The sequence below is a fragment of the Streptomyces sp. BV286 genome, from assembly GCF_019090165.1.
Taxonomy (GTDB): domain Bacteria; phylum Actinomycetota; class Actinomycetes; order Streptomycetales; family Streptomycetaceae; genus Streptomyces.
This window is the reverse complement of the sequence record NZ_JAHRIB010000175.1, coordinates 1-23,760: the sequence shown is the minus strand read 5'-3', so window position 1 is coordinate 23,760 and position 23,760 is coordinate 1. Positions and strand designations below refer to the sequence as shown.

General features: G+C 72.6%; 20 protein-coding genes and 1 tRNA gene. 14 read left to right on the top strand and 7 right to left on the bottom strand.

Translation table 11 applies throughout. The features are described 5' to 3' along the window. The first annotated feature begins 92 nt into the window (after nucleotides 1-92). The 4 genes from KUF83_RS32710 to KUF83_RS32695 all read left to right on the top strand — a co-directional run bounded on the left by KUF83_RS32710 (nucleotide 93) and on the right by KUF83_RS32695 (nucleotide 3,096). Nucleotides 93-1,325: a helix-turn-helix domain-containing protein gene (locus tag KUF83_RS32710; RefSeq protein WP_217458634.1), complete on the top strand. Its 1,233-nt coding sequence runs from the start codon at nucleotides 93-95 to the stop codon at nucleotides 1,323-1,325. 130 nt (nucleotides 1,326-1,455) lie between these two features. Further along, complete coding sequence (orn, locus tag KUF83_RS32705; protein WP_217458633.1) at nucleotides 1,456-2,058, top strand: oligoribonuclease; 603 nt, start codon at nucleotides 1,456-1,458, stop codon at nucleotides 2,056-2,058. Between the two features lie 107 nt (nucleotides 2,059-2,165). Next, a tRNA-His gene (locus tag KUF83_RS32700) sits at nucleotides 2,166-2,238 on the top strand. A gap of 168 nt (nucleotides 2,239-2,406) precedes the next feature. Continuing rightward, on the top strand, nucleotides 2,407-3,096 hold the full coding sequence (locus KUF83_RS32695; protein ID WP_217458632.1) for a hypothetical protein: 690 nt from the start codon (nucleotides 2,407-2,409) through the stop codon (nucleotides 3,094-3,096). A gap of 190 nt (nucleotides 3,097-3,286) precedes the next feature. Here KUF83_RS32695 and KUF83_RS32690 read toward each other — a convergent pair whose 3' ends face one another. After that, nucleotides 3,287-4,342: a LacI family DNA-binding transcriptional regulator gene (locus tag KUF83_RS32690; protein ID WP_217458631.1), complete on the bottom strand. Its 1,056-nt coding sequence runs from the start codon at nucleotides 4,340-4,342 to the stop codon at nucleotides 3,287-3,289. Between the two features lie 450 nt (nucleotides 4,343-4,792). Between KUF83_RS32690 and KUF83_RS32685 the strand changes: the two genes are divergently transcribed. The 4 genes from KUF83_RS32685 (at nucleotide 4,793) to KUF83_RS32670 (ending at nucleotide 9,639) form a co-directional block, all read left to right on the top strand. Further along, complete coding sequence (locus tag KUF83_RS32685) at nucleotides 4,793-6,118, top strand: ABC transporter substrate-binding protein (RefSeq protein ID WP_217458630.1); 1,326 nt, start codon at nucleotides 4,793-4,795, stop codon at nucleotides 6,116-6,118. Next, on the top strand, nucleotides 6,115-7,143 hold the full coding sequence (locus KUF83_RS32680) for a carbohydrate ABC transporter permease (RefSeq protein ID WP_217458629.1): 1,029 nt from the start codon (nucleotides 6,115-6,117) through the stop codon (nucleotides 7,141-7,143). The genes KUF83_RS32685 and KUF83_RS32680 overlap by 4 nt, the downstream gene beginning before the upstream one ends. Continuing rightward, a complete protein-coding gene (locus KUF83_RS32675; RefSeq protein ID WP_217458628.1) occupies nucleotides 7,140-8,054 on the top strand; it encodes a carbohydrate ABC transporter permease in 915 nt (304 codons plus the stop codon). The genes KUF83_RS32680 and KUF83_RS32675 overlap by 4 nt, the downstream gene beginning before the upstream one ends. A gap of 163 nt (nucleotides 8,055-8,217) precedes the next feature. Then, nucleotides 8,218-9,639, top strand: a complete 1,422-nt coding sequence (locus tag KUF83_RS32670; protein ID WP_217458627.1) for a GH1 family beta-glucosidase — start codon at nucleotides 8,218-8,220, stop codon at nucleotides 9,637-9,639. Nucleotides 9,640-9,809: 170 nt separating this feature from the next. Here KUF83_RS32670 and KUF83_RS32665 read toward each other — a convergent pair whose 3' ends face one another. The 3 genes from KUF83_RS32665 to KUF83_RS32655 form a co-directional block, all read right to left on the bottom strand. Further along, the gene (locus KUF83_RS32665) at nucleotides 9,810-11,279 is read right to left on the bottom strand and encodes a cellulose binding domain-containing protein (RefSeq protein WP_217458626.1); all 1,470 of its coding nucleotides are present in this window, start codon (nucleotides 11,277-11,279) and stop codon (nucleotides 9,810-9,812) included. A gap of 137 nt (nucleotides 11,280-11,416) precedes the next feature. Then, nucleotides 11,417-12,871 carry a HAMP domain-containing sensor histidine kinase gene (locus KUF83_RS32660; RefSeq protein WP_217458625.1) on the bottom strand — a complete coding sequence of 485 codons (1,455 nt, stop codon included), beginning with the start codon at nucleotides 12,869-12,871 and terminating at the stop codon, nucleotides 11,417-11,419. Continuing rightward, the gene (locus KUF83_RS32655; protein WP_217458624.1) at nucleotides 12,868-13,599 is read right to left on the bottom strand and encodes a response regulator transcription factor; all 732 of its coding nucleotides are present in this window, start codon (nucleotides 13,597-13,599) and stop codon (nucleotides 12,868-12,870) included. The genes KUF83_RS32660 and KUF83_RS32655 overlap by 4 nt, the downstream gene beginning before the upstream one ends. 154 nt (nucleotides 13,600-13,753) lie before the next feature. Between KUF83_RS32655 and KUF83_RS32650 the strand changes: the two genes are divergently transcribed. Further along, entirely contained in the window at nucleotides 13,754-14,278 is a 525-nt protein-coding gene (locus KUF83_RS32650; RefSeq protein WP_217458623.1) for a hypothetical protein, read from the top strand. Between the two features lie 67 nt (nucleotides 14,279-14,345). Here the strand turns inward: KUF83_RS32650 and KUF83_RS32645 are convergent, their stop codons facing one another. Together KUF83_RS32645 and KUF83_RS32640 are read right to left on the bottom strand one after the other, a co-directional pair. After that, complete coding sequence (locus KUF83_RS32645) at nucleotides 14,346-15,131, bottom strand: spermidine synthase (RefSeq protein WP_254644708.1); 786 nt, start codon at nucleotides 15,129-15,131, stop codon at nucleotides 14,346-14,348. A 253-nt stretch (nucleotides 15,132-15,384) separates the two neighbouring features. Continuing rightward, a complete protein-coding gene (locus KUF83_RS32640; protein ID WP_374106220.1) occupies nucleotides 15,385-15,822 on the bottom strand; it encodes a hypothetical protein in 438 nt (145 codons plus the stop codon). Between the two features lie 261 nt (nucleotides 15,823-16,083). On the opposite strand from KUF83_RS32640, the gene KUF83_RS32635 reads away from it, so the two are divergent. Further along, on the top strand, nucleotides 16,084-17,595 hold the full coding sequence (locus KUF83_RS32635) for a hypothetical protein (protein WP_217458620.1): 1,512 nt from the start codon (nucleotides 16,084-16,086) through the stop codon (nucleotides 17,593-17,595). 35 nt (nucleotides 17,596-17,630) lie between these two features. On the opposite strand, the gene KUF83_RS32630 is transcribed toward KUF83_RS32635, so the two are convergent. Next, the gene (locus tag KUF83_RS32630) at nucleotides 17,631-18,227 is read right to left on the bottom strand and encodes a histidine phosphatase family protein (protein WP_217458619.1); all 597 of its coding nucleotides are present in this window, start codon (nucleotides 18,225-18,227) and stop codon (nucleotides 17,631-17,633) included. A gap of 208 nt (nucleotides 18,228-18,435) precedes the next feature. Between KUF83_RS32630 and KUF83_RS32625 the strand changes: the two genes are divergently transcribed. Genes KUF83_RS32625 through KUF83_RS32610 form a run of 4 tightly spaced genes read left to right on the top strand, consistent with a single transcriptional unit; the run spans nucleotide 18,436 to nucleotide 23,723 of the window. Next, the gene (locus tag KUF83_RS32625) at nucleotides 18,436-19,419 is read left to right on the top strand and encodes a phosphatase PAP2 family protein (protein WP_217458618.1); all 984 of its coding nucleotides are present in this window, start codon (nucleotides 18,436-18,438) and stop codon (nucleotides 19,417-19,419) included. Continuing rightward, a complete protein-coding gene (locus KUF83_RS32620; protein WP_217458617.1) occupies nucleotides 19,343-20,590 on the top strand; it encodes a hypothetical protein in 1,248 nt (415 codons plus the stop codon). The genes KUF83_RS32625 and KUF83_RS32620 overlap by 77 nt, the downstream gene beginning before the upstream one ends. Beyond that, nucleotides 20,581-22,392 (top strand): hypothetical protein, encoded by a 1,812-nt coding sequence (locus tag KUF83_RS32615; RefSeq protein ID WP_254644704.1) that lies wholly within the window; start codon nucleotides 20,581-20,583, stop codon nucleotides 22,390-22,392. The genes KUF83_RS32620 and KUF83_RS32615 overlap by 10 nt, the downstream gene beginning before the upstream one ends. Beyond that, nucleotides 22,389-23,723, top strand: a complete 1,335-nt coding sequence (locus KUF83_RS32610) for an AAA domain-containing protein (RefSeq protein WP_217458616.1) — start codon at nucleotides 22,389-22,391, stop codon at nucleotides 23,721-23,723. The genes KUF83_RS32615 and KUF83_RS32610 overlap by 4 nt, the downstream gene beginning before the upstream one ends. The last annotated feature ends 37 nt before the right edge of the window (nucleotides 23,724-23,760 follow it).

Genomic DNA, 23,760 nt, shown 5'->3' with positions numbered 1-23,760 from the left:
CGGGGGACTCGTGCAGGACCGAGGGGAAACGTGTTGGAGCGACAGACCCGAAAGGTAGAGGGAGCCGCGACCACCGAGGGGGGCTTAGCAGTATGAGCCACGACTCCACTGCCGCGCCGGAAGCCGCGGCCCGGAAGCTTTCCGGGCGACGCCGCAAGGAGATCGTCGCGGTGCTGCTGTTCAGCGGCGGCCCCATCTTCGAGAGTTCGATACCGCTGTCGGTGTTCGGGATTGACCGCCAGGACGCCGGCGTGCCGCGGTACCGACTACTGGTGTGTGCCGGTGAGGATGGCCCACTGCGGACCACAGGAGGCCTGGAACTCACCGCGCCCAACGGGCTGGAGGCGATCTCCAGGGCGGGCACCGTCGTCGTGCCGGCCTGGCGGTCGATCACCTCACCGCCACCGGAGGAGGCGCTCGACGCACTGCGCCGGGCACATGAGGAGGGCGCCCGCATAGTCGGGCTGTGCACCGGCGCCTTCGTCCTGGCGGCGGCCGGACTGCTGGACGGCCGTCCGGCGACGACACACTGGATGTACGCACCGACGCTGGCCAAGCGCTATCCGTCGGTGCACGTCGATCCCCGTGAGCTGTTCGTGGACGACGGCGACGTACTGACGTCGGCGGGCACGGCGGCCGGGATCGACCTCTGTCTGCACATAGTGCGGACGGACCACGGCAACGAGGCCGCCGGAGCACTGGCCCGCCGTCTGGTGGTGCCACCCCGGCGCAGTGGCGGCCAGGAGCGCTATCTCGACCGGTCTTTACCGGAGGAGATCGGCGCCGACCCGCTCGCGGAGGTCGTCGCCTGGGCCCTGGAGCACCTCCACGAGCAGTTCGACGTGGAGACGCTGGCGGCACGCGCGTACATGAGCAGGCGTACGTTCGACCGCCGGTTCCGCTCGCTCACCGGGAGCGCTCCCCTGCAGTGGCTGATCACCCAGCGGGTGCTCCAGGCGCAGCGGCTCCTGGAGACGTCCGACTACTCCGTGGACGAGGTCGCCGGACGCTGCGGATTCCGTTCGCCGGTCGCGCTGCGCGGGCACTTCCGCCGCCAGCTCGGCTCCTCACCCGCGGCGTACCGCGCCGCGTACCGGGCGCGCCGCCCGCAGGGTGAGAAGCAGACGGATCCGGACGGCTCCGCGCCACCGCCGCCGCCGGTGCCGCAGCACGAGGCACCCGTCCCGTTCCAGACCCGTCGTACGGCGGCCGCCCACGCGGTCGGCCCGGCGACGTCGTCCTTCTCCACGGAGACGGGGCGGGCCGGGGCGGAGCTGTACGCGGCCGGGCGGCACAGTCTGCCGGGACAGCGAAGCGCGCCGTAGCCACGTGGTGGCGTTGTGTACCGGCCCCGGACCCTCTGCGGTCCGGGGCCGGCGCCGTGTGCGGCCCGAGACCACGACTGCCGAGGTCCCGGGCCTGCCCGGGCGGGGAAGCGGGCCGTAGGGTGACCCCATGAACGATCGCATGGTGTGGATCGACTGCGAGATGACCGGTCTCTCGCTGTCGGACGACGCGCTCATCGAGGTGGCCGCGCTGGTGACGGACTCGGAGCTCAACGTGCTCGGCGAGGGGGTGGACATCGTGATCCGCCCGCCGGACGCCGCGCTGGAGACGATGCCGGAGGTGGTGCGCGCCATGCACACCTCCTCGGGCCTCCTCGACGAGCTGGCCGCGGGCACGACCCTGGCGGACGCCGAGGAGCAGGTCCTCTCCTACATCCGTGAGCACGTCAAGGAGCCGGGCAAGGCCCCGCTCTGCGGCAACTCGGTGGGCACGGACCGCGGCTTCCTCCTGCGGGACATGCCGGCCATCGACGCGTACCTCCACTACCGCATCGTCGACGTCTCCTCCGTCAAGGAGCTGGCCCGCCGCTGGTACCCCCGGGCGTACTTCAACAGCCCCGACAAGAACGGCAACCACCGCGCGCTGGCCGACATCCGCGAGTCGATCGCCGAGCTCCGCTACTACCGCGAGGCGATCTTCGTACCCCAGCCCGGACCCGACTCCGACACGGCCCGCACCATCGCCTCGAAGCACGTCCTGCCCGCGCAGTGACCCCCTCCAGGAACTCGGGCGCGAGCACCCCTTGAGACCCTGTACACTTTTTCTCGGCCGGTCGGTGAACCACTCATGGTGAATCACCAGAGGAATTGCCGGTCATGGTGGGTGTAGCTCAGCTGGTAGAGCACCTGGTTGTGGTCCAGGAAGTCGCGGGTTCAAGTCCCGTCACTCACCCTGATGGTTCGAGGGCCGATCCGCGAGAGCGGGTCGGCCCTCGAGTGCTTTCCGGAGCGGCGGACCGTGTGCCCGCGTCCCGTACGACAGGCCCCGCTCCCCCGCACGGCCTGCTCGGATCGACCGGTGTACTGGACTGCCCTCCCGCACCCCGCCAGAGTGATGACCATGCTTGAGGCAGTCGTGGCGGTCGTCGGGGCCGTGGTGGGTGTGGCCGGGGTGGTGACGAGTTACGCCGGACACCGGCATTCCGTCCGGGAGGCGGCCCGGGTGGCGTCGCTGGAACGGGCGGTCGCGGAGCGCGAGAGCCGACTCGTGCGGGAGGCCTCGCACCGGGCGGAGGTGGCCCAGGCGTCCCTGGTCCAGGTCATGATGAGAAGCCGGCGGTCGCCGCTGGCCGAGCAGTGGGCCGGATGGGAACTGCAGGTGACCAACGGCAGCGACCAGCCCATCAGGGAGGTCGCCCCGCGCTACGACGGCCTGCCGCTTCCGACGGGCCTCGCGGGCGGTCTTCTGCACGCCGGGCAGGGGGCCGGTGCCGTACTGCCCGTGAGCGACGTGGTGCACAACCCGGCGCTCGGGGTCGTGGAGTTCACGGACGCGGCGGGAGCGCGGTGGCGGCGGTATGCCACGGGTCTCCTCGAACGGGGACTCGCCGGCGGAGGCTGGGACGGCCAGGCCCCCAACGTGGCTCCCTACGCGCAGCCCGGGACGGCCTACCGAGCGGCCGACAGGCCGTCGGGCCCGCCCCCCTCACCGACTCGGGCCCGGGCTCGCCTGCCGCGACCGGTGTCCGCCGCGCTGGTCGTCGTCGGCGCGGTCCTCGTCGCCTGGGCGGTGTGGTCCCTGACCCGATGACAGCGCAACTGACAGCGCGACTGACAGCGCGACCCCTGCCCTGTCCCTGCTCTGTCCCCGCCCGTCCCTGCCGCGATGACGACAGCCCCGCCCGTGCCGCCGTAGCCCGCCGACCGGCGCCCGCCCGGCGGCGCCGTACCGCCCGACGGCCGGGCCTCGTCCGCCGCCCGCCCGGTTGCCACCGCCCGCCCTACGACGAGCGGCGTGCCACCAGCTCCGTGGGAAGTACCAGCTGGCGCCGCTCCAGGCCCCGGGAGACCGCCGGGCGGCGGTCCGCGATCTCGTCGATCAGCAGGTCGAGCATCGCGCGGCCCATGTCCTCTATCGGCTGGCGCACGCTCGTCAGGGGCGGGTCCATGTGGCGGGCGATCGCCGAGTCGTCGTAGCCGACGAGGGCCACGTCCTCGGGTATACGGCGGCCCTCCTCCCGCAGGACCTGCCGGGCGCCGGCCGCCATGACGTCCGACCCGGCGAAGACCGCGTCGAGGGTCGGGCAGACGGCGAGCAGCTCCTTCATCGCGCGACGGCCGCCCTCCTCCGTGAAGTCCCCGGGGACGATCAGCCGTTCGTCGACCTCGTGGCCCGCGTCGCGCAGGGCCGCGCGGTAGCCGTCCACGCGGCGCTGGGCGCCGAACACGTCGAGGCGTCCGGCGAGATGGGCTATGGTGCGGCGGCCCTGGGCGATGAGGTGTTCCACGGCGAAACGGCCGCCGCCGAAGTTGTCCGAGTCCACGGACGGCAGCGTCTCGTCCGCCGACCTGCGACCACTGATCACCGCCGGGATCTCCAGCTGGGCCAGCAGATCGGGCAGCGGGTCGTCCGCGTGGACCGAGACCAGCAGGACCCCGTCCACGCGGTGCGCCGCCAGGTACTGGGCCAGCCGCCGCCGCTCCCGGTCACTGCCGGCGAAGATCAGCAGCAGCTGCAGCTCGGTGTCGGAGAGGGCCGCGCCCACGCCCCGCAGCATGTCGGAGAAGTACGGCTCGGCGAAGAAGCGCGTCTCGGGCTCGGGAACGACCAGGGCGATCGCGTCGGTGCGGTTGGCGGCGAGCGCGCGGGCGGCCGTGTTCGGCACGTAACCGAGCTCCGCGACCGCCGCCTCGACGGCCGCCCGGGTGGCGTCGCTGACCCGCGGAGAGCCGTTGATCACACGGGAGACCGTGCCGCGGCCCACCCCGGCGCGCGCGGCGACCTCCTCGAGGGTCGGCCGCCCGCCGCTCCGGCTCCGCGCTCCGTGGACTGCCATGGTCCGCCTCCCGTCCGACACGGCTCGCACCGCGCTTGGCCTGGAATGTAACAGTCGTGATCGGGGCCGGGCTCCCGGAGACGGGTCCTCCGCGCCCCGGCCGTACCCGCCCGGCGCCCCGCCCGGGGCTCCTCGGCGAGTCCGGGGCGAAGCACTCCGAGGCCGATCCGGAGCCGTCCCGAAGCCTTTCCGAAACCGTCGGAGACCTACTCTCCCGAACCCAACCGCCGTTAGCTAACAGCCCGATAACTGAAGACATATCTCTATGTCCTCTCCCTTGACACCCCCGCGCCGAGCGACGAACCTTCAACACATCACCTGTGGGAGCGCTCCCACAGTACCTGACACATACACATCCCGCACGTTCCCCGCCCGAGCCGCAGCGTGAACACACGGGCCCAACAATGCAGTTGGCCGGGGGGTCGGCACGTCAGGCAACAGGAGGACGCAATGCGCACGAGTACCCGCGGGTCCCGCAGGCTGGTGGCCCTCGCGGCCGCCGCCGCACTTACGACGGGGCTGCTGGCCGGCTGCGCCGACGACGGGGACGACGGCTCGTCGAACTCGGACGGCGGTACCAGCGGCGGCGGCAAGACCACGCTGACCGTCGGCACCTTCGGTGTCTTCGGCTACAAGCAGGCCGGCCTCTACGACGAGTACATGAAGCAGAACCCCGACATCACCATCAAGGAGAACGTCACCACCCGTACCGACGTGTACTGGCCGAAGACCCTCACCCGTCTGCAGGCCGGCTCCGGGACCGACGACCTCCAGGCCATCGAGATCGGCAACATCGCCGAGGCGGTGCAGACGCAGGCGGACAAGTTCGTCGACCTCGGCAAGGAGGTCGACAAGTCCCAGTGGCTGGACTGGAAGACCGCCCAGGCCACCACCAAGGACGGCAAGACCATCGGCCTCGGCACCGACATCGGCCCGATGGCGGTCTGCTACCGCAAGGACCTCTTCAAGGCGGCGGGCCTCGAGACGGACCGCACCAAGCTCGCCGAGCAGTGGAAGGGCGACTGGTCCAAGTACGTGGACGTCGGCAAGGACTACATGAAGAAGGCGCCCAAGGGCACCAAGTTCGTGGACTCCGCCTCCTCGGTCTACAACGCGGCACTCGGTGGGGAGCCCGAGCGCTACTACGACAAGGACGCCAACGTCATCTGGGACAAGTCCTCGGGAGTGAAGACGGCCTGGGACGCCTCGATGGAGGTGGCCACCAGTGACATGTCGGCGAAGCTGAAGCAGTTCGACAAGCCGTGGGACCAGGCCTTCGCCAACGCCAAGTTCGCGACCGTGGCCTGCCCCGCCTGGATGATCGGCTACATCCAGGAGAAGTCCGGTGACGCCGGCAAGGGCAAGTGGGACATCGCCGCGGCGCCCACCGCGGCCAACTGGGGCGGCGCGTTCGTCGGCGTTCCCACGGCGGGCAAGCACCAGAAGGAGGCCATCGCCCTCGCGAAGTGGCTGACCGCCCCCGAGCAGCAGGCGAAGGTCTTCGCCAAGCAGGCGAGCTTCCCGTCGATCCCGGCGGCGTACCCGAGCCTGAAGCCGCAGGCCGCCACGACGGCGTTCTTCTCGAACGCGCCGATCACGCAGATCTTCTCCGACTCGGCGAAGACCATCCCGACGCAGATCTTCGGCGTCAAGGACCAGCCGATCGGTACCGCCATCACTGACATCGGCATCCTTCAGGTCGAGCAGAAGGGCAAGTCCCCGGCCCAGGGCTGGGACGCGGCCACCAAGGAGATCAAGGACGTGCTCGGCCAGTGACCAGCTCCAAGCAGGCTCTCGCGCGATCCGCGTCGAGCGCCGACGCCGCGCCCGGTGACCAGCCGGGCGCGGCGCGCCGTGCTCAAGGTCGCGGTACACCGCCCCGGGGCCCCGACTCCTGGCGCAGCCGGCTGTACCGCTGGGACATGAAGGCGTCGCCGTACGCGTTCATCGCCCCCTTCTTCATCTTCTTCGGCGCCTTCGGGCTGATCCCGCTGCTCTACACGGCCTGGTACTCGCTGCACAACGTGCAGCTGTCCAACCTGGACCAGCAGACCTGGGTGGGCCTGGACAACTACCGGAACCTGATCTCCTCGGACTTCTTCTGGACCGCGCTGAAGAACACCTTCACCATCGGTGTCATCTCGACCGTGCCGCAGCTGATCATGGCGCTCGGCATCGCCCACCTGCTCAACTACAAGCTGCGCGGCTCGACCGTGTGGCGGGTCGTGATGCTCACCCCGTACGCCACCTCGGTGGCGGCGGCGACCCTGGTGTTCGTGCTGCTGTACTCGTGGGACGGCGGCATGATCAACTGGCTGCTGGACTTCGTCGGGGTCGACCCGGTCAACTGGCGTGAGTCCACCTGGGGTTCGCAGTTCGCCGTCTCCTCCATCGTGATCTGGCGGTGGACCGGCTACAACGCCCTGATCTACCTCGCGGCGATGCAGGCCATCCCCGCCGACCTGTACGAGTCGGCGGCCCTGGACGGCGCGGGCCGCTGGCAGCAGTTCCGCCATGTGACGATCCCGATGCTGCGGCCGACGATCCTGTTCACGGTGGTCGTCTCCACCATCGGCGCGACGCAGCTCTTCGGTGAACCGCTGCTGTTCGGCGGGGCCAGCGGCTCCAAGGGCGGCTCCGAGCACCAGTACCAGACGCTCGGTCTCTACATGTACGACCAGGGCTGGATCATCGGCAACCTCGGCAAGGCGTCCGCCATCGCCTGGACGATGTTCCTGATCCTGCTGATCGTCGCCGCGGTCAACCTGCTGATCACCCGACGGCTGAGGAAGTCACAATGACCACACGTGAACTGACACCCCCTCAGGTGATGGATGCGGCGGAGAAGGAGAACAGGGCCGGCCCCGGGCGCCGCCGGTTTCTCGGCGCGGGCAAGCAACTGCACGCGGGGCCCGTCACGTATGTCGTCCTGGCGGTCTTCGCGCTCGTCTCGCTGGCGCCGCTGCTGTGGACGGTGGTCGCGGCCTCGCGCACCAACCAGCGGCTCGCCGAGACGCCCCCGCCGCTGTGGATCGGCGGGAACCTCTTCAAGAACCTGGAGGCGGCGTGGGAGCAGGGCGGACTCGGCACCGCGATGCTCAACAGCACGATCGTCGCCACGACCATCACCGTCGGCACGGTCCTGTTCTCCACGCTCGCCGGGTTCGCCTTCGCCAAGCTGCGGTTCAAGTTCTCGAACGTCCTGCTGCTGCTGACCATCGGCACGATGATGATCCCGCCGCAGCTGGCGGTCGTGCCGCTGTACCTGTGGATGAGCGAGCTGGGCTGGTCCAACCAGCTGCAGACGGTCATCCTGCCCACCCTGGTCAGCGCCTTCGGCACGTTCTTCATGCGGCAGTACCTGGTGCAGGCGCTGCCCAGCGAGCTGATCGAGGCGGCGCGGGTCGACGGCGCGAGCAGTCTGCGCATCGTGTGGCACGTCGTCTTCCCCGCGGCGCGGCCGGCGATGGCCGTGCTCGGGCTGCTGACGTTCGTGATGGCCTGGAACGACTTCCTGTGGCCGATCATCGCGCTCAACCAGCAGAACCCCACGGTGCAGGTCGCCCTCAACTCGCTCGGCACCGGCTACGTTCCCGACCAGGCGGTGATCATGGCGGGCGCGCTCCTCGGCACCCTGCCCCTGCTCATCGCCTTCCTGCTGTTCGGCAAGCAGATCGTGGGCGGGATCATGCAGGGCGCGATCAAGGGCTGAGCCACCACACCTCCGCCCCACGGCGCCGACCCTCCGGCGCCCGCCCGACGGGGCCGAGCCGCAGCGACCGGCCGACGGGCCGGGTCACCGCCGCCTCGGCCCCTCCCCCCTCCGACCCCATACCCCTGGTCTCCTACGACCTTCCTCCCATGGGAGCGCTTCCATGCCTGAGCCTGTGACCTTCCCGCCCGCTTTCCTCTGGGGTGCGGCGACCTCCGCGTACCAGATCGAGGGGGCGGTGCGGGAGGACGGCCGCACGCCCTCGATCTGGGACACCTTCAGCCATACGCCCGGCAAGACGGCCGGCGGCGAGACCGGTGACATCGCCAACGACCACTACCACCGCTACCGCGACGACGTGGCGATGATGGCGGAGCTGGGCCTGACCGCGTACCGCTTCTCGGTGTCCTGGTCCCGGGTGCAGCCGACGGGCCGCGGCCCCGCCGTCCAGCGCGGCCTCGACTTCTACCGGCGCCTGGTCGACGAGTTGCTCTCCCACGGCATCAAGCCCGCGCTCACCCTCTACCACTGGGACCTCCCCCAGGAGCTGGAGGACGCGGGCGGCTGGCCCGAGCGGGACACGGCGCTGCGTTTCGCCGAGTACGCGCAGATCGTCGGTGAGGCGCTCGGCGACCGTGTCGAGCAGTGGATCACGCTCAACGAGCCGTGGTGCAGCGCGTTCCTGGGGTACGGGTCCGGAGTGCACGCGCCCGGCCGCACCGACCCGGAGGCGTCCCTGCGGGCGGCGCACCACCTCAACCTGGCGCACGGCCTCGGCACCACGGCCCTGCGCGCCGCGATGCCCGCCCGCAACAGCATCGCGGTGAGCCTCAACTCCTCGGTGGTCAGGCCGCTGACGCGGGATGCCGCAGACCTGGCCGCGGTCCGGCGCATCGACGACCTGGCCAACGGTGTCTTCCACGGCCCGATGCTGCACGGCGCGTACCCGGAGACCCTGCTCGCGGCGACGGCCTCGGTGACGGACTGGTCGTACGTGCTGGACGGCGATCTCGCCCTGATCAACCAGCCGTTGGACGCGCTCGGGCTGAACTACTACACGCCGACGCTGGTGTCGGCGGCGCCGAAGGACGCGTCGGGGCCACGCGCGGACGGCCACGGGTCGAGTTCGTTCTCCCCCTGGCCCGGCGCGGACGACGTGGCCTTCCACCAGACTCCCGGTGAGCGCACGGAGATGGGCTGGACGATCGACCCGACAGGTCTGCAGGACCTGATCATGCGCTACACGCGCGAGGCGCCGGGTCTGCCGCTGTACGTGACGGAGAACGGCGCCGCGTACGACGACAAGCCGGACCCGGAGGGCCGTGTCCACGACCCGGAGCGGATCGCGTACCTGCACGGGCACCTGCGCGCGGTCCGCCGTGCGATCGCCGACGGGGCGGACGTGCGCGGCTACTACCTCTGGTCCCTGATGGACAACTTCGAGTGGGCGTACGGCTACGGCAAGCGCTTCGGCGCGGTGTACGTGGACTACGCGACGCAGGCGCGTACGCCCAAGTCGAGTGCCCTCTGGTACCGCGAGGCGGCCCGGACCGGGGAGCTTCCGCCGGTGAACCCGGTCGAATAGACGCCCCTCCTGGGGGGAAGCGGGCGGGGCGGGGCGCGGCACGAGTGAGGGGAGTGCCGCGCCCCGCGGTGTGCCTGCGCGCCCCGGCCGGGTGGGGGGAAGACCGGCCGGGGCGCGTGGCCCCCGTCCGTACGTGGCCGGCGGGGGCGTCCGGGGCTGCCGCTCGGGGGTTACTTGTAGGCGGCGAGGGCCTTCGAGAAGGCGTGGGTGTCCTGGAGGACCGAGCTGCAGGTCGCGTCGGCGGAGGGCTTGGTGCCGCCCGGGCACTGCTTGTCACGGGTGGCGGACCACATGGAGAGCCGGCCGATCCCCTTCGTCCTGGCGAAGTCCACGAGCTGCGTGGCGTCGTCGACCCCGAAGATCTCCGTCGTCACGTCGTTGACGCCGATCATGGGGGTGACGGCGACCGTCTTCCAGGCGGCGGACTCGGACAGGCCGAGGACTCCCCTGATCTGCGCCTGGGTCGCCGTGGCGGCCTGTTCCGCGTAGGTGCCCATGTCGCCGCTGTACGCCGGTCCGTAGTCCATCGCCATGATGTTGACGGTGTCGATGCCGACGCCGTTCGACCGGGCGTCGGCGAGCAGGTCCACGCCGTCCTGGGTGAGGCCCTCGGGCATGACGGGGAGCGTGAACGAGACGTCCAGGTCCGGGTGTTCGCGCTGGAGCTGGGCTATCGCCTTCGCGCGGCGGGTGTTAGCCGCCTTGTCCGGGAGCGCGCCGCCCTCCACGTCGAAGTCGAGCTTCGTGAGCCCGTACGCGTCCACGGTCTTGCCGTACGCCGCCGCGAGGGCGTCCGCCGTCGAGCAGTTCAGCGCCAGCTCGGAGCCGGCCGCGCCGCCGAACGAGACGCGGACGTCACCGCCCTGGGCGCGCAGCGCGCCGATCCGGGCGGCGACCGCGTCGCTGCCGAGGTCCGTGACGCCGCCCCATTCGGGGGTGCAGCCGCCGCCGTCGGTGACGAAGGCGAGGGTGTACTCCTTCACCCCGGTGGCCGCCGAGTGGGCGAGCAGGTCGAAGGCGGGGTGGAGCGAGGTGTCGACGTACGGCGCGAATCCGGCGCTGTCGGCCGTGCCGCCGCCGGTGGTCCCGGTGGGCGTCGGGGTGGGGCTCGTGCTCCGGGTCGGGGTGGCGGTCGCGGTGGGCTTCGTCGGCTCCGGTGACGCCGTCGCCGTCGGGGGCCGCGTCGGGCGGCCGGTGGGCTCGGGCGTCGCCCCGTCGTCCACCGAGCAGGTGGCGCCGTCGACTCGACAGCCGGTCGGGTCACCGGTGCCGTTCACCACGAATCCGACGGTCACCGTCTCACCCCTGGCGAGCCCGTCCCTGTCCCAGGACGGGGGCTTCACGGTGACGTGGCGGCCGCTCACCTTCGACTCGCCGTTCCACAGGGACCCGAGCTTCGCCCCCGCCGGCAGGTCGAACTCCAGTGTCCAGTCCTTCTTCGCGCCGCCGCTGTCGTTCGTGACGACGTACTGCGCGGTGTAGCCGGTCGACCAGTCGCTGGTCCTGGTGTACGCGGCGCCGACCCCGGCCGCCTGTGCCGTACCGGAGAACGCGAGGGCTCCGCCGCCGACCACGGCCGCGGCGACCACACCGCCGATCGCCTTGTTCCTGCCACTGACCGTGCGCCGGTGCGTGCTCATCGCGTGCCTGCCTTCGCTGTACGGGGTCCCCGGTTGCCCGCGAAGGAGACCGAGGGTGGGGGTGCGGCAGCACGCTAGCGACCCGGAACCGGGCAAAACGCTTGATCCGGACGGCGGTTGCGGATCTTAGGGTGCGCTTAAGGATGCGATCGGGGACGATTAAAGGTCGAGACCAATTTCGTGCGCCGGCGCCTTCGCACCGCTCCCCGGTGACCCCGCCGCACCGGCTCCCGCCCGTCCAGCTGGATCCAGATCCTGACCTCGGTCCCGCCGAGGACGGAGCGGCCGATCCGGACGTCCCCGCCGGTCGACTCGGCGAGCCGGCTCACGATGTCGAGCCCGAGTCCGGTCGAGCCGTCGGCGCCGGATCCGCGGCCACGGGCCATCGCCGCCCGCGGGTCGGCTATCCCGGGCCCCGCGTCCGAGACCAGGACGATCACGGCGTCCTCGCCGTTGTGCACGTCGACCGCGAAGGCGGTGCCCTCGGCCGTGTGCCGGAACACGTTCCCCAGCAGGGCGTCGAGGGCGGCGACCAGGTCGGCGCGGGCCACGGGTATCCGTACGGGCCGGTCCACCCCGGCCACCCGCACCTTGCGCCCCTCGTCCTCGGCGAGCGCCGACCAGAAGTCCATCCGCTCCCGGACCACCTCGGCCGCGTCGCACCCGACGCCCGCCCCGACCGCCGCTGTCTGCGGCTTGGCGTCACGGGCCGTCCGGATGATCGTGTCGACCTCGCGCTCCAGCTGCGCGACGGCGGCCCGGGTCTGCTCGGCGGCCGGCCCGTCGCCGAGCGAGGCCGCGTTCAGCCGCAGCACCGTCAGCGGTGTACGCAGCCGGTGCGAGAGGTCGGCCGCCAACTCCCTTTCGTTCGCGAGAAGTTGAACGACCTGGTCGGCCATCGAGTTGAAGGCGACCGCCGCGAGCCGCAGCTCGGTCGGGCCCTCCTCGGGCACGCGGGCGCCCAGCTTCCCCTCCCCCAGCTCGTGCGCGCTCTCCACCAGGCGCCGCGCGGGCTGCACCATCCGTACGCCGAGCCGGTCGGCCACCGCGACCGAGCCGACGATGAGCGCGACACCGACCCCGGCGAGGACGGCCCAGGCCGTGGCCACGCCGTTGGTGACCTCCGACTCGGGGACGTACACCTCGACGACGGCGATCTCGCCCGAGCTCAGCGCGACGGGCTGCAGCAGCGTGGAGCCGCCGGGCACCTCGGTGGTGGAGGCCCGGCCCAGCTTCCGGGTCGTGGCGATGTCCTTGTCGGCGGCACGCTGCCGTCCGATGTCGACCGCCTGCTGCCCTTCGCCGCCGCCGTCACCCCCGCTGCCGCTGTCTCTGCCGTCGCCGTCGCCGTCGCTCGCGGGTATGTGCACGGCCATCCCCGCGTCCGAGCCGGCGGAGGCGACGACCCGCTCCAACTCGTCCCGGTCCGTGGTGATCGAGAGTGCGGGGGCGATGGCCGCCGCCTCCCGCTCGGCGTTCGAGAACGCCCGGTCCCTCGCCATCTCCCTGATCACCAGCCCGAGCGGGACCGCGAAGGCCACCACGACCATCGCGGTGACGGCCACACAGACCTTGACCAGCGCCCATCTCATCGCGCCGGCCCCATGCCCGCCGGCCCCGGCGCCCCGGACGGTCCCGGCGGCTCCAGCTTCACGCCGACGCCGCGCAGGGTGTGCAGATATCGCGGCCGGGCCGCCGTCTCGCCCAGCTTCCGCCGCAGCCAGGACAGATGGACGTCGATGGTCTGGTCGTCGCCGTAGGACTGCTGCCACACCTCGGCGAGCAGCTCCCTGCGGGCCACGACGACGCCGGGCCGCCCCGCGAGGAAGGCCAGCAGGTCGAACTCACGCCGGGTCAGGTCCAGTCGTACGCCGTCCAGTTCGGCCTGGCGGCGCAGGGGGTCGATGGCGAGGCCGCCGACCCGGATCTCCGGTGAGGGCGGGGGTTCCCCTGCCGAGGACCGGGCGCGGCGCAGCACCGCCGCCATCCGGGCCGCCAGATGCTCGACCGAGAAGGGCTTGGTGAGGTAGTCGTCCGCCCCGTCGTTCAGCAGTCGGACGATCTCCGTCTCGTCGTCCCGCGCGGTCGCGACGATCACGGGCACGTCGGTGATGCCGCGCAGCATCTTCAGCGCCTCCGACCCGTCCAGGTCGGGCAGGCCGAGATCCAGGATCACCACGTCGAAGCGGAAATGGGCGACCTCGCGCAGCGCCTCAAGGGCCGTACCGACACTGCGCACCGTGTGCGCCGCCTCGGTCAGATGCCGGATGAGGGCCGAGCGTACGAACTGGTCGTCCTCGACCACGAGCACACTTGCCATGGCCCGCACCGTACGCCATACGAGTCAGGCGAGCCGGGGCCTGTGGACAACTGCCCGCGCCGCGCTCCGGGCGTGCTCCCGGCGGGTTCGCCGGGGTCCCGGACGGGACCGCACAGGGGACACGCACGGGGCGCGTGGGGCAGGATGGCCGTCGATGCGCAGAGGACTCGTACACGTACTGGCTTGGTCGCTCGCCACGGGCGCGGCGGTCACGCTGTCGTGGTGGGGTGTCCACACGGTGATGACGGGAACGGCCTACGACCCGCCGCGCGCGCTGCCGATCACGGCGGACGGGACCGCGCAGAGGGCGAAGCCGCTGTCCTCCTCCACGAGTCGGCCCGGGCCCGAGCCGTCGAGGAGCCGCGAGCCGAGTGCGAGCCGTTCCCCGTCGGCCACGCCCTCGTCGTCGCCCTCGCGTTCGCAGCCGGCGAGTCCCACTCCGAGCGCCGGCGCCTCGGGCGCGGTGAGGAGTTACGACACCGACGGGGGCCGGGTCGTCTTCGACCTCGGCCCGTCGTCGGCGTCCCTGGTGTCCGCGACGCCCGCGTCCGGGTGGTCCATGCAGGTGTGGAAGACCGAGACGTGGATCCGGGTGGAGTTCTCCTCCGGAGCGGACCGGGTGTCGGTGTTCTGCACGTGGCACGACTCCGCGCCGCGGGTCGACATCAACGACTACTGAGCGCCGGTAGCCGTACGACCGGCTCGGGTGGGCCGACTGCCCGTGGGGCCCCCGGCCGGTCGTACGGCTACCGGAAGACCGAGGGCGGGGGCGCCGGTGAGGCGACCGCCGCGGCGTCCGTCACCGGGGCCGCTCCGCCCGTGAAGTCCCGCAGGGCCCTGCCGTGTTCGACCCGTGCGGGGTGGGGGTCGGAGGCCGCGCGCCGGGTCAGTTCCGCGACGGGCAGCGGCCGGTCCGATCCGACCAGGACGGCGTTGCCGAAGCGCTTGCCGCGCAGGACCGTGGGGTCGGCGACGAGGGCGAGTTCGGGGAAGACGCCGGCGGCGGTGGCGATCTGGCCGCGCAGATGCGCCAGGGGCGGGCCGTCGGCGAGGTTGGCGGCGTACAGGCCACCCGCCTTCACGACCCTGCGCACCTCGGTGAGGAACTCCCCCGATGTCAGATGGGCGGGTGTGCGCGCCCCGCTGAACACGTCCGCGATGACCAGGTCGGCCCAGTCGTCCGGCACCTTGGCGAGCCCTTCGCGCGCGTCGACGGACCGCACCCTGATCCGGGCGTTCGGGTCCAACGGCAGTTCGCGCCGGACCAGTCGGACGAGCGCCGCGTCCCGTTCGACGACCTGCTGGGTGGAGCGGGGCCGGGTCGCGGCCACGTACCGGGCGAGCGTGAAGGCGCCGCCGCCGAGGTGGACGGCCTGCACGGGCTTGCCGGGCGGGGCGACGAGATCGATGACATGACCGAGCCGGCGCTGGTACTCGAAGCTCAGGTACGAGGGATCGTCGAGGTCGACGTGCGACTGCGGGGCTCCGTCGATGAGCAGCGTCCAGGCCCGCGCACGCTCCCGGTCGGGCATGAGCTCGGCGAGACCTCCGTCGACGCTCTCGACGACGGCCGAGGGGTCGACGCGCCTGCCACCCGCCCGTCTGTCGTCCGCACGTTTGTTCTTCGCCCTCGCCATCCGCCCATTATCGACCCGCCGGAACGGCCCGGCTCAGCGGCGGCACTCCTCCAGGAGCGCGGAGCTGCGGCGTCGTGCGGTTCCGCCGCCGGGCGCGGCCGGCGTCCACCGGCTCGCCCACAGCTCACGACTCACCGCGCGGCCGTCCTCAACGGCAGTTGTCCGCGGCCTCGATCAACCGGGCCGCCTCCCCCAGCGCGGCCCGCAGCACGGCCGGATCCGTGGCCAGGTCGGCCTCGCCGGGCGGCAGCAGCCAGTCCGATCCCTCGACCGGCGGCTCCGGCGCCAGCCGGACCCCCCGTCCGTCCGTCCGCGTGCACGTACTGCCCGGGACGTCCCAGGCGGAAGCCGTCCCCGGCGGCACCAGGAATCCGAGCGTGCCGCAGGTGTCGTCGTGCAGCACGGGACCGACCGCCTCGGCGGCGGCGCCCCTGCGCAGGATGTCGACGGCCTCCAGCCCCTGCCGGGCGGGCACGGTGACGAGATCGCAGGGATCCCCGGAGCCCTCGCCACGCTCACCGCCGCACGGCCCGAGCGGGGGACACGAATCGACGCCCTGCCTGGTCTCCATCCTGGCCTCCACCACGGAACCCCTCCTCGATCGAGCGCACCGCATGGTTCAACGCCCCACCACGTCAACGGCTACGGCGAAACTCGGCCGCAAAGGATGGCAGTTCATGGCAGATCAGGGATGAGATATCCGGTTTGTAGCCAAACCCCGCGTGGTGGTCTCGTCACAGCGGGTACGTTCGTGCCCGCTGGAAACACGGGTACGGCTCGATCGACTTCATGATCAACTCGCCCTGGTTCCGGCATGGTTCGACGGTTCGTGAGAGAGGGCCCGGCCATGGCGTCGTCACCGATGACCTCGTCGTCACAGTCGCCTCGGCCGCCGCGGCCGAATCTCGCCTTCCGGCGCCTGCGCGGGCAGCGCTCGCCGGGCGAGTTCGCCGCGGCGGTGCGGCGGGCCGCCCGGGAGATCGAGGAGCAGGTCAGCTGTGACGCCCGCTACATCGGGCGCGTCGAGGCGGGCGAGATCCGCTGCCCCAACTACGCGTACGAGCGGGTGTTCCTGCACATGTTCCCCGGCCGGACACTGGCCGACCTGGGCTTCGTGCCCCGTTCGGCGGTGCGTGGCCGGGGGGCGCGCAACCCCGGGATGGCGCCCGCTCCACACACCACGAGCCCGTTGTACGCCCCGCATGAGACGGACGGGGGGTGCGAGCCGTATGTAGCGACACACGGCACGCATGATCCGCACGATCCGTATCACCCGTATCACCCGTATCAATCGTGCGACCCGCACGAGATCGACGATCAGAACCACGAGGAGAGCGACGTGCAACGTCGCGCATTCATGAGCGGCGGCACCGCCACGGTGGCGGCCGCCTCCCTGGGCCCATGGGGGCTCGCGTTCGGCTCCGCGGCCGCGGCCGCGGAGCGTCCCGTGCGCCGGGCCGGCGAGGCCGAGGCAGGGGCGCTGGAAGAGGCCGTACGCAAGATCCGGCTGCTGGACGACCGGCACGGCGCCGACGGGCTGTACCGGCGGGCGGCGGCTCCGCTGCGGTCCGCGTACGCCCTGCTGGACGCCGGTGCGGCGCGGCAGGCGACCGCCGAGCGGCTGCACACGGGGGCCGGTGAACTGGCCATCTCCGTGGGCTGGCTGGCACACGACTCGGGGCGTTTCGACGACGCGCGCTCGCACTACGCGGAGGCGCTGGCCACGGCCCGGGTGGCCGGGGACCCGGCCCTGGAGGCGCACGCCTTCTGCAACACGTCGTTCCTCGCCCGGGACGCGGGACGCCCGCGCGAGGCGGTGCGGGCGGCGCAGGCGGCGCAGTACGCGGCGCGGCCCCTCGGCTCGGCCCGGCTCCTGTCGCTGCTCTCGCTGCGCGAGGCGGGCGGCTGGGCGGGGCTGGCCGACCGGACGGGCTGCGAGCAGGCACTGACGCGGGCGAAGGCCCTGTACGGGCGCGGCCCCTGTGACGCCGATCCGGAGTGGATGAGCTTCTACGGAGACGCCGAACTGGCAGGGCTCGAAGCGCAGTGCTGGTCGACGCTGGGCGACTGGCCGCGCGCCGCCCACCAGGCCCGCCGGGCGACCCGCCTCCAGGACCCGCACTTCACGCGCAACCTCGCGCTCTACACGGCCGAACTCGCCGACGACCTCGCCCGCGCCGGGCACCCCGACGAGGCCGCCGCGGCCGGGTTGCGCGTCCTGGACCTGCTGGACGAGGTCCAGTCGTCCCGGGTGCAGACGATGCTGGCGGGAACGGCCAGGGTCCTGCTGCCGCACCGCCGCGCCTCGGGAGTCTCCGACTTCCTCGAACGCCACGGGGCCCTGCCACGGACGGCATAGCGGGAGCCCGTGCGCGGGCCGGGGCGGCGACGGGGTCACGCGGTCAGGTGGCCGCAGTCGTTCCAGGTCTCGATCGCGGGCTCTCCGTAGGCCCAGCCCAGGACCGAGAGGGACGTGGGGTTGAGGCGGACGCGGGCCCCGAAGTCCAGGCCGAGGCCGAGCCAGCGGGCTCCGATCGAGCGCAGGATGTGGCCGTGGGCGAAGACCAGCACGTCACGCTCCCCGGAGCGGACCCTTTCGACCACTTCGTCCGCGCGCGCGGTGACCTCCGCGAGGGTCTCGCCCCGGGGCACCCCGTCCCGCCAGATCAGCCAGTCGGGACGCCCGGCCCGGATCTCGTCGGGGGTCAGGCCCTCGTAGGCGCCGTAGTCCCACTCCATGAGCGCGTCCCAGGGGGCCGCGCGGTCGCCGAAGCCGGCGAGTTCGCACGTCTCACGCGCGCGTGCCAGCGGACTGGTGAGGACCTCCGCTCCGGGAAGTCCGTTCAGCGGCGCCCGGTGCAGACGCTCGCCGAGCAGCTTGGCGCCGCGCCTGCCCTCGTCCAGGAGCGGGATGTCGGTCCTGCCGGTGTGCTTGCCGGACAGCGACCATTCCGTCTGTCCGTGCCGGGCCAGCAGGATGCGCGGTGCCATGAAGAGAGCCCTTCCGGGAGGATCGAGCGGTGAACCGCAGGAGAACGAGGGGTGGATCACTCCATCATCGCGCACGTGCCGGTGGAGCAACCCCGAGAGCGATCTCTGCGTCTTTGAGCACCGGGGGCGCCCCCACAGGGGAAGCGCACAGACCGTACATTGGTCCGCGGAACTGCGGCCGGGGGAGAGCAGGAGGGGGAGGGATCGGATGCTGCTGACCGATGCACCGAGCACCGAGGCGGCGCCACGTACCCGCCTCCGCTGGTGGACCGAGCTGCCTTTGATCCTGCTGGTGTACGGGGCGTACTCGGCAGGACGGCTCCTCGCGCGCGGGGACGTGACCAGCGCCGTCGACCACGGCCTGGCGATCCTGCGCGTCGAGAAGTTCTTCTTCCTCAACGCCGAGCACCCGCTGAACCGTCTCTTCACGCGTGAGCCGTGGATCGGCATCCCGGCGGACTTCTGGTACGCGTCACTGCACTACCTGGTCACGCCCGCGGTCCTGGTCTGGCTGTTCCGGTCGCGTGCGGTGCGCTACAGAGCCGCCAGGACCTGGCTGATGACGTCCACGTTCATCGGCCTGATCGGTTTCACGCTGCTGCCGACCTGCCCGCCGCGACTGCTGTCGGCGGGCCACGGGTTCGTCGACACGATGGCCCAGTACAGCGACTACGGCTGGTGGGGCGGCGAGGCGAGCGCGCCCCGCGGCCTCGGCGGCATGACCAACCAGTACGCGGCGATGCCCAGCCTGCACTGCGGCTGGGCCCTGTGGTGCGGTGTGATGCTCTGGATGTACGGCGGCACACGGCTCACCAAGGTCGCGGGCGTGCTGTACCCGCTGATCACGACCATCGTGGTGATGGGCACCGCCAACCACTACTTCCTCGACGCGGTCGCCGGCTTCGCCGTCATGGGCGTCGGGTTCCTGCTGACCCGGCCGGTGCTGCGGCTCGCGGACACGGTCCGGGCGCGGTTCGGGATCCGGCCCTTCCCGCACGCCCGCGGCGGCCCCACAGGCGTCCCGCACGGCGCAGGTTCCTCAATTGTCAGTGCGGGGTGCCAGACTTCCGCGAGTGAGCGAATTCCCCGACAGCGCAAGGTCCCAGCCACCCCGGGTGCCGCCGAGCCGGGAGCCGAACCGGGAGCGAGTCCCACCGACGCCGGGGACGGGACTCCGGCAGCGGCTCGCTGAGCTGCGCGGTCCGGCCGTCCCGCCGCAGCCGCTGGACGCGCGCGCCCTCGCGGCACTCGCCGCGAATCCGGGCTGCCGGCGGCGCGCGATCCTCGACGGGGCGGGCGTGAACAAGGCGGTGCTGGCGAGCGCGCTCGGCTCGCCGTCGGCCTTCGGCCAGTCACAGTTCGCGTTCATGCGGGGCAACGCCTTCGAGGCGCGGGTCAAGGCCGACGGCGGCGCGGAGCTGCTGCGGCTCGTGCACGAGCGGCTGGACGCGCAGGCCGAGCCGCCCACGGCCGGAGCCGTTCCCGACCTCACCGCCGTCGGCCCCGAGGGCCGCACGGCCCGTACGGCCCTGGCCCTGCGGGAGGCCACCGCGGCGGGCGGCTGGACACTGCTCGACCACCCGCTGCTCGCCCTGGACGTGGCGGGCTCCCCCGCCTTCCTGGAGCCGGACGCGGTGGTCGTGCATCCCGACGGCCGCTGGACGGTCGTCGAGATCAAGTCCTTCCCGATGCTGGACGGTTCGGCGGACGCGGCCAAGGTGGGCGCGGCGGCCCGCCAGGCCGCGGTGTACGTACTGGCGCTGGAGCAGGTCGCGGAGCGGCTGGATCCCCCGCCCGAGGTGCGGCACACGGTGCTGCTGGTCTGCCCGAAGGACTTCTCGAACCTTCCCACCGCGTCCGCCGTGGACGTCCGCAAGCAGCGCTCGGTGACCCGCCGCCAGCTGGAGCGCCTCACCCGCATCGAGGACATCGCCGACGCGCTCCCCGAGGGCACCTGTTTCGCCCCCGATCTCCCTGCCGCCGACCTGACGGCAGCGGTGGAGTCGGTCCCGGCGACCTACGCCCCCGAGTGCCTCTCCGCGTGCGAACTGGCCTTCCACTGCCGCGACCGCTCCCGCGCGCAGGGTGCGGTGACCTCGCTCGGCCGGTCCCTGCGGGCCGAGCTCGGCGGCCTGACGTCGGTCGGCGACGTCCTGTCGGCGGCCCGCGGCGAGTCGGGCGACCCGGCCGACCCGACGGTCGCGGCACTGCGCAGGGCGGCGAGGCTGCGAGCCGAGGCCCTGGGCGTCGCGGCCCCCGTCGTGGGCGGCGCGGAGAGCCGCGCGACCGGCCCCGGCCCACTCGCGGGCGGCCCCTCACCGCTCGCTGGGCGAACCGGCCGGGAGGGAGCCGTATGTCCCTGATCGCGACCCTCGCCCGGCTGGAGGCCGTGGAGAGCGGCCGGGCCCAGCCCCTCGCCACCGTCCGGCACCGGCACCTCGTCGAGCGGCCGCTCGTCCTCGTGCCGCTCACCACCGCCGGGGAGGCCGGCGCCCCGCTGGGCGCACTCGTCGGCACGGACCGCGACGCGCCGCGGCTGCTCGTCGTACCGCAGCCCCGGGACCGCGACCTGAGGTTCGCGTTCCTCGCGGAACTGGCGGGCGTCGTCCTGCCGTACATCGACGACCACGCGCAGGACGTCGAGGCCGCCGAGCGCAGCGAGACCGACCCGGAGACCGGCAAGCGGGTCAAGGTCGAGGTCGAGCTGTGCGCGGACGCACCGCAGCTGATCCTGCCGAGCCGGGCCGGTGTCGACTTCGTACGGCTGCTCGGGCGTTCCATGCGCTTCAGGCGCACCGCCGAGCAGGACCCGGAGACACCGCATCCGGCACCGCCGCGCGTGCCGCTGCTCGGACGGTGGTTCACGCACTACGGGGAGCGTGCGCGGGTGCCGGGCTCGTCGCTCCTGCTCGCGCTCACGGACGTGCTGTCACGGCACTGGGCCACCGGTCAGTCCACCCTGGAGGACCAGCACCTGGGGGCACTGCTCGCCTGGATCGACCCGCCGGACGCCGGATCCGGCGCCGAGGCGGCCTTGCGGGCCGAGCTGCTGCGGGACGCCCAGGGGCAGCTCGTCCACCCGCCCGCCGGGCCCGCCACCGACCCGGCCTTCGACAACAAGCTGCTGGCTCCCGCCATCGAGCGCTACGACCGCGCGCGTACGTCGCTCGCGGCCGCCGAGGACGGCATCGAGGCGGACGACCGGCTCGGTGAACTCACGGCCGCCGAGCGGCACATCCGCGAGCTGGTGGCGAGCCGCACCCGCCCCACGTGGGACGCGGTGTGGCACGGACTGGACCTGCTGCGGACCCTGCCCGAGGGCCCGCGCACCGCCGAGCGGTGGACCCGCGACCGCTGGTCGTTCACCGGCCACCGGGACCGGGTCCTCGCCGGCGAGCCGCCGCAGCCGCGCCGGGACGACGCGGTCACGGCGGCGAACAAACTCGCCACGCGCGAGCGCGAACAGGCCCGCCTGGAGGCGCAGGAGGCCCTCGACGACCCGCTGGTCATGGCCGGACGGCGGCTCGCGGGAGAGGCCTTCGCGGGCGAGGTCACCGATGTCGTGATGGCGTACGGCGAGGGGAAGCGGCCCAGCCCGCGCCCCCTGGTGACCGTGCGCACGGACGACCGGCCGCATCTCGGCGAGCGGGCCAGGGTCTTCCGCTCGCTCGGCGGAAAGCCGCAGGCGGCGGAGTTCGTGGGGTACGAGGACGACGGATCTGGCGGGGCGAACGGCGCGCTCGGGGCGGACGCCTCCGGCGACTCCGGCGACTCCGACGGCTCCGGCGACTCCCCCGGCTCCGACAGCTCGCTCGCTTCCAGCAGTTCCGGCGGCTCGGGCGGCTCGGGCGGCTCAAACGGCTTCCCGGACTCGGGCGGCTCTTCCGAGCACGGCGCCGCCGCCGAGCACGACGCCGCCTCCAGGCGGGGCGGCACGCTCGTCGTGCTGCGCGTCGTCGACAAGATGGGCCGCGGCAAGGAACCCGAGCCCGGATCCGTGCCGGAGAAGGGCGACCTCCTCTGCTTCACGCTCTTCGAGCACGAGCAGCGGGGAGGCGCGAAGCTGCCCGACCCGGAGGACACCCCGTGGACGCACGGCGGGCCGCCCGGAGAGCCCGACACCGCCCCGCGGCCCGACGCCGTGACCGAGGAGGACGTCCTGTGACCACCGTGTTCGACCCGGGGGCCGAGGCCGCCCGCGCCACCGACGCGATCCTGCGCGACACCCTGCGCGGGACGGACCGCGGGGTCGTGGTGGACTCGCCGCCCGGCGCCGGCAAGTCCACGCTCGTGGTGCGGGCCGCGCTCGAACTGGCGGAAGCGGGGCGCCCGCTGATGGTCATCGCCCAGACGAACGCGCAGGTCGACGACCTGGTGCTGCGGCTGGCCGAGAAGAACCCCGAACTGCCCGTCGGCCGGCTGCACAGCAGCGACTCCGACCCGTACGACAAGGCGCTCGACGACCTGCCACACGTCCGCAAGTCCGCGAAGGCCGGGGACCTGGCCGGGCTCGACGTGGTCATCTCGACGGCCGCGAAGTGGGCGCACGTCAAGGGCGTCGAGCCGTGGGGGCACGCGATCGTCGACGAGGCGTACCAGATGCGGTCGGACGCGCTGCTGGCCGTGGCCGGGCTGTTCGAGCGGGCGCTGTTCGTGGGCGACCCGGGCCAGCTGGACCCGTTCGCGATCGTCGGCTCGGAGCAGTGGGCGGGGCTGTCCTACGATCCGTCGGCCTCGGCCGTGACGACACTCCTCGCCCACAACCCGGAGCTGCCGCAGCACCGGCTCCCCGTCTCCTGGCGGCTGCCGGCGTCGGCGGCGCCGCTGGTCTCGGACGCGTTCTACCCCTTCACACCGTTCCGCAGCGGCACGGGTCACGGAGACCGCCGGCTCGCCTTCGCCGTCCCGTCGGACGGTTCGGGCCCCGACCGGGTCATCGACGAGGCGGCGGAATCGGGCTGGGGTCTGCTGGAGCTCCCGGCCCGGCACACCCCGCGCACGGACCCGGAGGCGATCCGGGCGCTCGCCCTGGTCGTACGCCGGCTCCTGGACCGGGGCGGCGCGGCGACGTCGGAGCGCGCACCGGACCCGGCCCCTCTGACCGCCGACCGCATCGCGGTCGGCACGGCCCACCGGGACCAGGCGGCGGCCGTGCGCGCGGCGCTGGCCGAGCTGGGTGTGCCGGAGGTGACCGTCGACACGGCGAACCGTCTGCAGGGACGCGAGTTCGACGTGACCGTCGTCCTGCACCCCCTGTCGGGCCGCCCCGACGCGACGGCCTTCCACCTGGAGACGGGCCGCCTGTGCGTCCTGGCCTCCCGGCACCGCCACGCCTGCATCGTCGTCTGCCGAGCGGGCGTCACGGACCTCCTCGACGACCACCCCTCCACGGAACCGGTCCAGCTCGGCGTCACGGTGAAGTTCCCCGACGGCTGGGAGGCGAACCACGCGGTGCTGTCCCATCTCTCGGAACACCGGGTCGCGTGGAAGGCGTGAAGGGGCCACAAGTGGGCGCACGACACACACGTCCGGC